At 55.7% G+C, this 8264-nt stretch carries 6 protein-coding genes; all 6 read left to right on the top strand.

The window, feature by feature from the left end:
* Window positions 1-39 precede the first annotated feature (39 nt).
* The 6 genes from QVO43_RS08705 to lon all read left to right on the top strand — a co-directional run bounded on the left by QVO43_RS08705 (window position 40) and on the right by lon (window position 8264).
* Window positions 40-867, top strand: a complete 828-nt coding sequence (locus tag QVO43_RS08705) for a carbon-nitrogen hydrolase family protein (protein ID WP_022488136.1) — start codon at window positions 40-42, stop codon at window positions 865-867.
* 154 nt (window positions 868-1021) lie between these two features.
* Window positions 1022-2428 carry an alanine/glycine:cation symporter family protein gene (locus QVO43_RS08700; RefSeq protein ID WP_022488135.1) on the top strand — a complete coding sequence of 469 codons (1407 nt, stop codon included), beginning with the start codon at window positions 1022-1024 and terminating at the stop codon, window positions 2426-2428.
* Window positions 2429-2625: 197 nt separating this feature from the next.
* Window positions 2626-3945, top strand: coding sequence for a trigger factor (gene tig / locus QVO43_RS08695; RefSeq protein ID WP_022488134.1), 1320 nt, complete (start codon window positions 2626-2628; stop codon window positions 3943-3945).
* A 20-nt stretch (window positions 3946-3965) separates the two neighbouring features.
* Window positions 3966-4559 (top strand): ATP-dependent Clp endopeptidase proteolytic subunit ClpP, encoded by a 594-nt coding sequence (gene clpP / locus QVO43_RS08690; RefSeq protein WP_022488133.1) that lies wholly within the window; start codon window positions 3966-3968, stop codon window positions 4557-4559.
* Between the two features lie 43 nt (window positions 4560-4602).
* A complete protein-coding gene (gene clpX / locus QVO43_RS08685; RefSeq protein ID WP_022488132.1) occupies window positions 4603-5877 on the top strand; it encodes an ATP-dependent Clp protease ATP-binding subunit ClpX in 1275 nt (424 codons plus the stop codon).
* Window positions 5878-5945: 68 nt separating this feature from the next.
* The gene (gene lon, locus QVO43_RS08680) at window positions 5946-8264 is read left to right on the top strand and encodes an endopeptidase La (RefSeq protein WP_022488131.1); all 2319 of its coding nucleotides are present in this window, start codon (window positions 5946-5948) and stop codon (window positions 8262-8264) included.

Here is an 8264-nt window from a genome sequence, read left to right as displayed (position 1 = left end):
GGCGGTGCAGGTCTGTTGCCCCGCTGAAAGGAGACTGCTATGACCAAATTCATTGCTGCTGCTGTCCAGATGGACTCCCAGGATGATAAAAATGCCAATCTGGCTGCGGCCGAAGGCTATATCCGGGAGGCGGCCGCCAGGGGAGCCAGTCTGGTGGTGCTGCCGGAATCCATGAACTACATCGGCCGGGATATGGCCGGAGAAGCAGAAACCATCCCTGGAGGTCCCACCTTCCGGAAGATGGCGGAACTGGCCCGGGAACTGGGGATCTGGCTGGAAGCCGGGAGCATTTATGAAAGCAATCCGGAAGACCCGGCCCGTCCCTTCAACACCACCTTCCTGGTGCGCCCGGACGGAACCCTGGCCGCCAAATATGCCAAGCTCCATCCCTTTGACGTGGTGTTGCCCAACGGGGTAACCAGCCGGGAAAGCGACCGGGTGTGCCCGGGGAAGACCCTTGCCCTGGGGGATACGGAATGGGGGAAACTGGGCCTGGCCATCTGCTACGATGTCCGGTTCGGAGAGATGTTCCGGATCATGGCCCTGGAAGGGGCGAAGATTTTTGCTGTCCCTGCCAATTTCACCGTGAACACCGGGAAGGACCACTGGGAAGTGCTGGTCCGGGCCCGGGCCATCGAGAATGAATGTTACGTAATCGCTCCCAACCAGATGGGGAAGAAGCCCCGGTTCACCGCCTACGGGAATTCTCTGATCGTGGATCCCTGGGGCACGGTAATTGCCAGGGCGTCGGACAAGCCGGGGGTCATCACCGCCGAAATCGACCTGGATTACGTGACCAAAGTCCGCCAGAGCACCTTTACCCTGGACAACCGGCGGCCGGATGTGTATGAATTGAAAATGTTGTAAAAATGGGGTGTGAATTCTTTCGCACCCCATTTTCGTACATTATTTTTACGGAAACGTGTCAATTTCTTGTCCATAGTGTATAATGTAAAGTATCATATTACGCTTTTTTCTGCAGAGGAACAGGAAAAAGCCCTGAAAGGGAGGACAAATGTCAATGTCACAAATACTTACCACCATGGACGACGTACTGTATTATCCCATCCTGGTCATCGTGCTGCTGGCAGCCGGCCTGTTCTTTACGGTTCGGACCCGACTGATTCAGTTCCGCTGGTTCCGGGAATGCATCCGAGTGGTCATGCAGAAGCCCAGCAAGGAAGGGTCCGTATCTTCGTTCCAGGCTCTGATGGTTTCCACCGCTTCCCGGGTGGGCACCGGGAACATCATCGGTATCTCCACCGCCCTGTGCCTGGGTGGCTTCGGTTCCGTGTTCTGGATGTGGGCCATTGCCATCATCGGCGGTGCTACGGCCTTCATCGAAAGCACTCTGGCCCAGGTGTACAAACGCCGGGATGCCAACGGGGACAGCTACGGCGGACCGGCCTACTACATTGAAATCGCTCTCCACAACAAACTGCTGGCAGGGGCCTTTGCCTTCTTCCTGATCATCACCTATGCCGGCGGGTTCAATGCCCTGGCTTCCTACAACCTCCAGTCCACCTTCAGCGTGTACGGATTCTATGAAAAAGGGGTCACCTCCTGGGTCATCGGGGCCATCCTGGCTGTGCTGGTGGGCTACTGTCTCATGGGCGGCGGCAAACGGATCATGCGGGTGACGGAAGTGCTGGTGCCCTTTATGGGGGTTCTGTATGTAATCCTGGCCCTGGTGATCATTGTGATGCACATCGGGATGATTCCCTCCGTGCTGTCCGCCGTGTTCGCCGATGCCTTTGACTTCCAGAAGATCCTGGGGGGTATCAGCGGTTCCTGCATGATGTATGGCATCAAACGGGGCCTGTATTCCAACGAAGCCGGTGTAGGGTCCGCCCCCAACGCCGCCGCTGCGGCTGATGTGGCCCATCCGGCCCAGCAGGGTCTGGTGCAGATGCTGTCCGTGTTCATCGATACGGTGCTCTGCACGGCTACCGCCCTCATGTGCATATTCTCCGGGGTGGTACCCACCAAGGCCATGGCCGGGGCTCCCTATGTACAGGCTGCCACCCAGACAGACTTCGGGGCTTTCGGTCCCATTATGATCACCGTGGCCATGGTGCTCTTTGCCTTTACCACCCTGATTGGGAACCTGTTCTATGTGGACAACTGCCTGGCCTACCTGAACGGGAAAAAGACTCCCAGTGCCGGCTTCATGAAGGGCTTCCGGCTGCTGGCGGTGCTGGTGATCTTTGTGGGCGCCGGCATGTCCATGGACAACGCCTGGGCTGTGGCTGATATCTGCATGGCCTTCATGTGCCTGATCAACATCCCTTCCATCCTGGCCCTGAACGGCACGGCCATTGCAGTGATGGACGATTACGGCAAACAGCTGGATGCCGGAGTGGAAAACCCGGTATTCAAGGCATCCAATATCGGTCTGGACGAATCCGAGCTGGATTACTGGAAATAATTCCGGACAACCAAACTCTCCCTGCCTCCTCACAGGGGGAGTTTTTCTTTTGCCTTTTTCCTGTCTGTCTGACTTTTGGTTGCTTATTTCCACCTTTTGTGCTATGCTATATGAGCGGTTTTTTAAGCAATTACGACAGACTGTTAAGCATGAGACAAATAAAAATGGCTGACAGCATGTGAGGAGGATTTTTTTAAATGAGCGTTTCCGTAGAAAGAAAAGGTAATGAAGCAACTCTGAAAGTCACTTTGCCGGTTGAAGACGTAGCCAAGGCTTTTGAAAAAGCAGTTGCCAAGATCAACAAACAGGTAACGATCCCTGGCTTCCGTAAGGGCAAAGCTCCCCGTCGTGTGCTGGAAATGCACGTAGGCAAAGACGCCATCAAAGAAGAAGCTTTCGAAATCGCTGCCAACAGTGAATATAGAGAAACCCTGAAAGAAAACCAGTGGGTTCCCGTTTCCGATCCTGAAATCAAAGATTCCAAGTTCGAAGAAGGTCAGCCCATGGAAATGACCCTGGTGGTCACCCTGCGTCCGGAACCGGAACTGGGCCAGTACAAAGATCTGGACGTAGTGAAGGACGAAAAGGAAATTACCGACGCTGATGTGGACAAGGAAGTGGAAAACCTGCAGAAACGGGCCTCCAAGATGGTGGAAGCTCCGGAAGGCAAGGCTCTGGAAAAAGGTGACCTGGCCATCATCGACTTTGCCGGCACCATTGACGGCGAAGCTTTCGAAGGCGGCGAAGGCAAGGGCTATCCTCTGGAAGTGGGCAGCAACAGCTTCATCCCCGGCTTTGAAGATCAGCTGGTTGGCCTGAAAAAGGGTGAATCCACGGATGTGAACGCAACCTTCCCGGAAGACTACTTCTCCAAGGAACTGGCCGGTAAAAAGGCTGTGTTCAAAGTCACTGTCCAGGATGTGAAAGTGAAGGAAGTTCCCGAAGTCAACGACGAACTGATTGCTGCCAATAGCGACAGCAAGACCGTGGCTGAATTCCGGGAAAAGACCATGGATCGTCTGAAAAAGGCCGAAGCTCAGCGGGCTCAGTCCGACTACGAAGCCAACCTGATCAAAAAGGCTGTAGAAAATGCCAAATTCGAAGTGCCTGATGTGATGGTGACCCAGCGGGCCAACCAGATGATGGACGAACTGGCCATGAACCTGGAAGCTCACAAAATGAGCCTGCCTCTGTACCTGCAGTACCTGGGCAAGGATGTGAAGACCTACCGGGATGAACAGAAACCGGTGGCTCTGGAAAACATCAAGACCGATCTGGTCCTGGATGCCATTGCCCTGAAGGAAGGCATTAAAGTCAGCGAAGACGAAATCCGCAGCGAAATGGAACAGCTGGGTGCCATGCACGGTGCTACCCTGAAACAGGTGGAAAAGATCGTGAAAGAAAACGGTTCCCTGGCTATGCTGGTGAGCAACATTGCCCGCCGGAAAGCTGCCCGTCTGGTCATTGACAGCGCCAAAAACGCTCCCAAGGCCGCAGAAGCTGCTGAAGAAAAATAAAATCCCAGGAGGTGGACGGCATGAGCTATGTGCCTATTGTGGTAGAACAGACCAGTAAAGGCGAACGGAGCTATGACATCTATTCCCGGCTGCTGAAGGATCGGATCATCTTCGTCACCGGGGAAATCGAAGATCACATGGCCAACCTGATCATTGCCCAACTGCTGTTCCTGGAGTCCGAAGATCCGGACAAAGATGTCCATCTCTACATCAACAGCCCGGGCGGCAGTGTCAGTGCCGGGCTGGCGATCTATGACACCATGCAGTACATCCGTCCGGATGTTTCCACCATCTGTGTGGGAATGGCGGCCTCCATGGCTTCCGTACTGCTGGCAGCCGGCGCCAAAGGAAAACGCTATGCCCTGCCTCATTCCAGAGTGATGATCCATCAGCCTCTGGGAGGGGCCCAGGGACAGGCCACGGACATTGAGATCCATGCCCGTGAAATCCTGCGGATCCGGGAAGAGATGAACCAGATTTTGGCCAGCCACACCGGTCAGACCCCGGAACAGATCCGTCTGGATACGGAACGGGATCATTTCATGACCGCTGAGGAAGCCGCAAAATATGGTCTGATCGACCAGGTGGTCCATCAGATCAAGACCCAGAAATAAGGGGTAAGTGTCCATCTTGCCCTGGCTGTAAGGAGGGTTTCAGATGGGTTACGATGACAAGAACAACGGCCTGGAGGGTCCGGACTATACCTGCTCCTTCTGCGGGAAAAAGCAGAGCCAGGTAAAGAAACTGATCGCCGGCCACAATGTGTTTATCTGTGATGAGTGCATTGCCCTGTGCAATGAGATGCTGGAGAAGGATTTGAAAGCTCCGGCGGAAGAAACCATTACGGATCTGCCCAAGCCCAAGGAAATCAAGGCCATCCTGGACCAGTATGTAATTGGTCAGGAAGAGGCCAAGAAGACCCTGGCTGTGGCGGTATACAACCACTACAAACGGATCAACTATGAACAGGGACACCACCAGGATGTGGAACTTCAGAAGTCCAACATCCTGATGCTGGGGCCTACGGGCAGCGGCAAGACCCTGCTGGCCCAGACCCTGGCCAAAATCCTCAAGGTTCCCTTTGCCATTGCGGATGCCACCAGCCTGACAGAAGCGGGCTATGTGGGGGAAGATGTGGAAAACATCCTGCTCCGGCTGATCCAGAATGCAGACTATGATATTGCCCGGGCTGAACGGGGCATTATCTATATCGACGAAATCGACAAGATTTCCCGGAAGTCCGAGAATCCTTCCATTACCCGGGATGTGTCCGGGGAAGGGGTCCAGCAGGCTCTGCTGAAGATCCTGGAAGGTACGGTGGCCAATGTTCCTCCCCAGGGAGGACGGAAGCATCCTCATCAGGAACTGATCCAGATCGATACCACCAATATCCTCTTTATCTGCGGCGGCGCTTTTGCCGGCCTGGAGAACGTGATCAACGCCCGGACCGGGAAGAAGAGCATGGGCTTCGGGGCGGACATCCCCACCCAGGCGGAAAAGAAGAGCGAAAACCCCTTCCGGCACGTACTGCCGGAGGATTTCGTGAAGTACGGCCTGATCCCCGAATTCGTAGGACGGCTGCCGGTGGTGGTGACCCTGGACAACCTGGACGAAAAGGCCCTGATCAAGATCCTGACGGAACCCAAGAATGCCCTGACCAAGCAGTATGAACATCTGCTGGCCATGGACCATGTGGAACTGGATTTCGACGAGGGAGCCCTGAAGGCCATCGCTCACGAAGCTTTGGCCCGGAATGCAGGCGCCCGGGGGCTGCGGGCCATCATCGAAGGCATCATGAAGAACGTGATGTACGAGGTGCCCAGCCGGGACAATGTGGAAAAATGCATCGTGACAGCGGATGTGGTGACCAAGCACAAGGAACCCAAGCTGTTGCTGAAGCAGGAAGATAACGATACAAGAAAGAATGCCTAGAGAAAAGGAAAAGGGGTGCCGGCATCCCTTTTCCCTTTTTCTCTATTCGACAAGGACGGTGAAACAAGATGTTGGATGCCAATACTATGAGACTGCCGCTGCTGCCGCTCCGGGGGATCCTGGTGTTCCCCGGGATGATCATCAATCTGGATGTGGGACGGGACCGTTCCATCCGGGCGGTGGAAAGCGCCATGAATATGGGAAAGCGGATCCTGCTGGTGACCCAGCGGTCTGCGGAAGAAAATGATCCTACTGCCAAGAGCCTGTACAATTTCGGGGTGATCGCGGAAATCAAACAGCTGCTGAAGCTGCCCAACGGGGCCATGCGGATCCTGGTGGAAGGCCTTACCCGGGTGGAAGTAATCTCCGTGGTGGACGCGGTAGGGATGAACCTGGAAGCCTATGTGGCGGAACGGGAAGACATCAATGACCACTCCAACGAAGTGGAAGCCCTGAAGCGGATGCTGGTGGAAACCTTCGAACAGTGGGTGCTGGCCAGCAAGAAAGTGAACACGGAAGTGCTGCTCACCTTTAAGGATCAGCCGGATCCCAGGAAAATCGCCGATATGATCGCCGGGTACCTGACCATCGATGTGGAGGAAAAGGAAAAACTCCTGGAAGCAGTGGATGTGAAGGAACGGCTACACCTGCTCTATGGGTATCTGTGCAAGGAACTGGAAATCGTCAACCTGGAAAAGGACATTTCCCAGCAGGTCCGGAAGCAGATCGAGCAGAACCAGCGGGAATACTACCTGCGGGAACAGCTGAAGGCCATCAATAAAGAACTGGACGAAGGAGGCGAAAAAGGCTCCGAAGTCAAGGAATACCAGGAAAAGATGCAGCAGGTGAAGCTTCCTGACGATGTGAAGGAAAAGCTGGACAAGGAGCTGGACCGGCTGTACAAGATGCCTCCCATGATGGCGGAAAGCGCAGTGATCCGGAACTATCTGGACACGGTGCTGAGCCTGCCCTGGGGGAAGATGACCCAGGACAACTACGACCTGAAGAAGGCGGCTGCGGTGCTGGACAAGGACCACTACGGCCTGAAAAAGGTGAAGGAACGGATCCTGGACTACCTGGCAGTGCGGGCCCTGACCCACAGCAACCGGGGGCCCATCATCTGTCTGGTGGGGCCTCCCGGCGTGGGGAAGACCAGTCTGGCCCAGAGCATTGCCCGGGCTGTGAACCGGAAATTCACCCGGATCAGCCTGGGGGGCATCCGGGATGAAGCGGAAATCCGGGGCCACCGGCGGACCTACATCGGGGCCATGCCCGGCCGGCTCATCAATGGGATGATCGACTGCGGCACCGACAATCCGGTGTTCTTGCTGGATGAAGTGGACAAGATGGGGGCGGACTTCCGGGGAGATCCGGCTTCTGCCCTGTTGGAAGTGCTGGATCCGGAACAGAACAGCCATTTCAGCGACCACTACATCGAATTCCCCTATGACATGAGCAACGTGTTCTGGATCGTGACCGCCAACACGGTGGAAACCATCCCGCCGGCGCTCCTGGACCGGCTGGAAGTGATCGAACTGTCCAGCTACACCGACGAGGAAAAGCTGAAGATCGCCCAGCTCCACCTGCTGCCCAAGGAACGGAAGGCCAACGGCCTGACCGGCAAACAGCTGAGCCTGGGGGCTGCTTCCATCCAGCACATCATCCGGGACTACACCCGGGAAGCCGGGGTCCGGAACCTGGAACGGAAGATTGCCACTGTCTGCCGAAAGGCAGCCCGGAAAATCGTGGAAGACGGAGTGGCCAAAGTCAGTGTGACTCCGGCCCATCTGAAAGATTACCTGGGACCAGCCATTTTCCTGGAAAGCGACATGCGGGCCCGGTCCGAAGTAGGGGTCTGCACCGGTCTGGCCTGGACCAGTGTAGGCGGCGAACTGCTGAAGATCGAAGTGGTGGTCTGCGAAGGCAAGGGCAAACTGGTCCTCACCGGGCAATTGGGAGATGTGATGAAGGAAAGCGCCCAGGCGGCCTTTACCTACATCCGTTCCCGGGCCAAGGAACTGGGGCTGGATCCGGATTTCAATGAGAAAGTGGATATCCACATCCATGTGCCGGAAGGGGCCATTCCCAAAGATGGTCCTTCTGCGGGGATTACCATGGCCACGGCCATGGAAAGTGCCCTGACCAAACGGAAGGTGAAGGCGGACCTGGCCATGACCGGGGAAATCACCATCACCGGCCATGTGCTGCCCATCGGCGGCCTGAAGGAAAAGGTCCTGGCAGCTCACCGGTATCGTGTGAAGACGGTGCTGATTCCCCGGCAGAACCAGCAGGATCTGGAGGAAATCCCGGAAAAAGTCCGGAATGACATGACCTTTATCCCTGTGGACAGTATGGACCAGGTGACCAAACTGGCCCTGGAGGCATAA

Source organism: Acidaminococcus sp. CAG:542 (genome assembly GCF_000437815.1).
Lineage (GTDB): Bacteria > Bacillota > Negativicutes > Acidaminococcales > Acidaminococcaceae > Acidaminococcus.
Note: the sequence above shows the minus strand (reverse complement) of the source record. Positions and strands in the feature narration are given on the sequence as shown.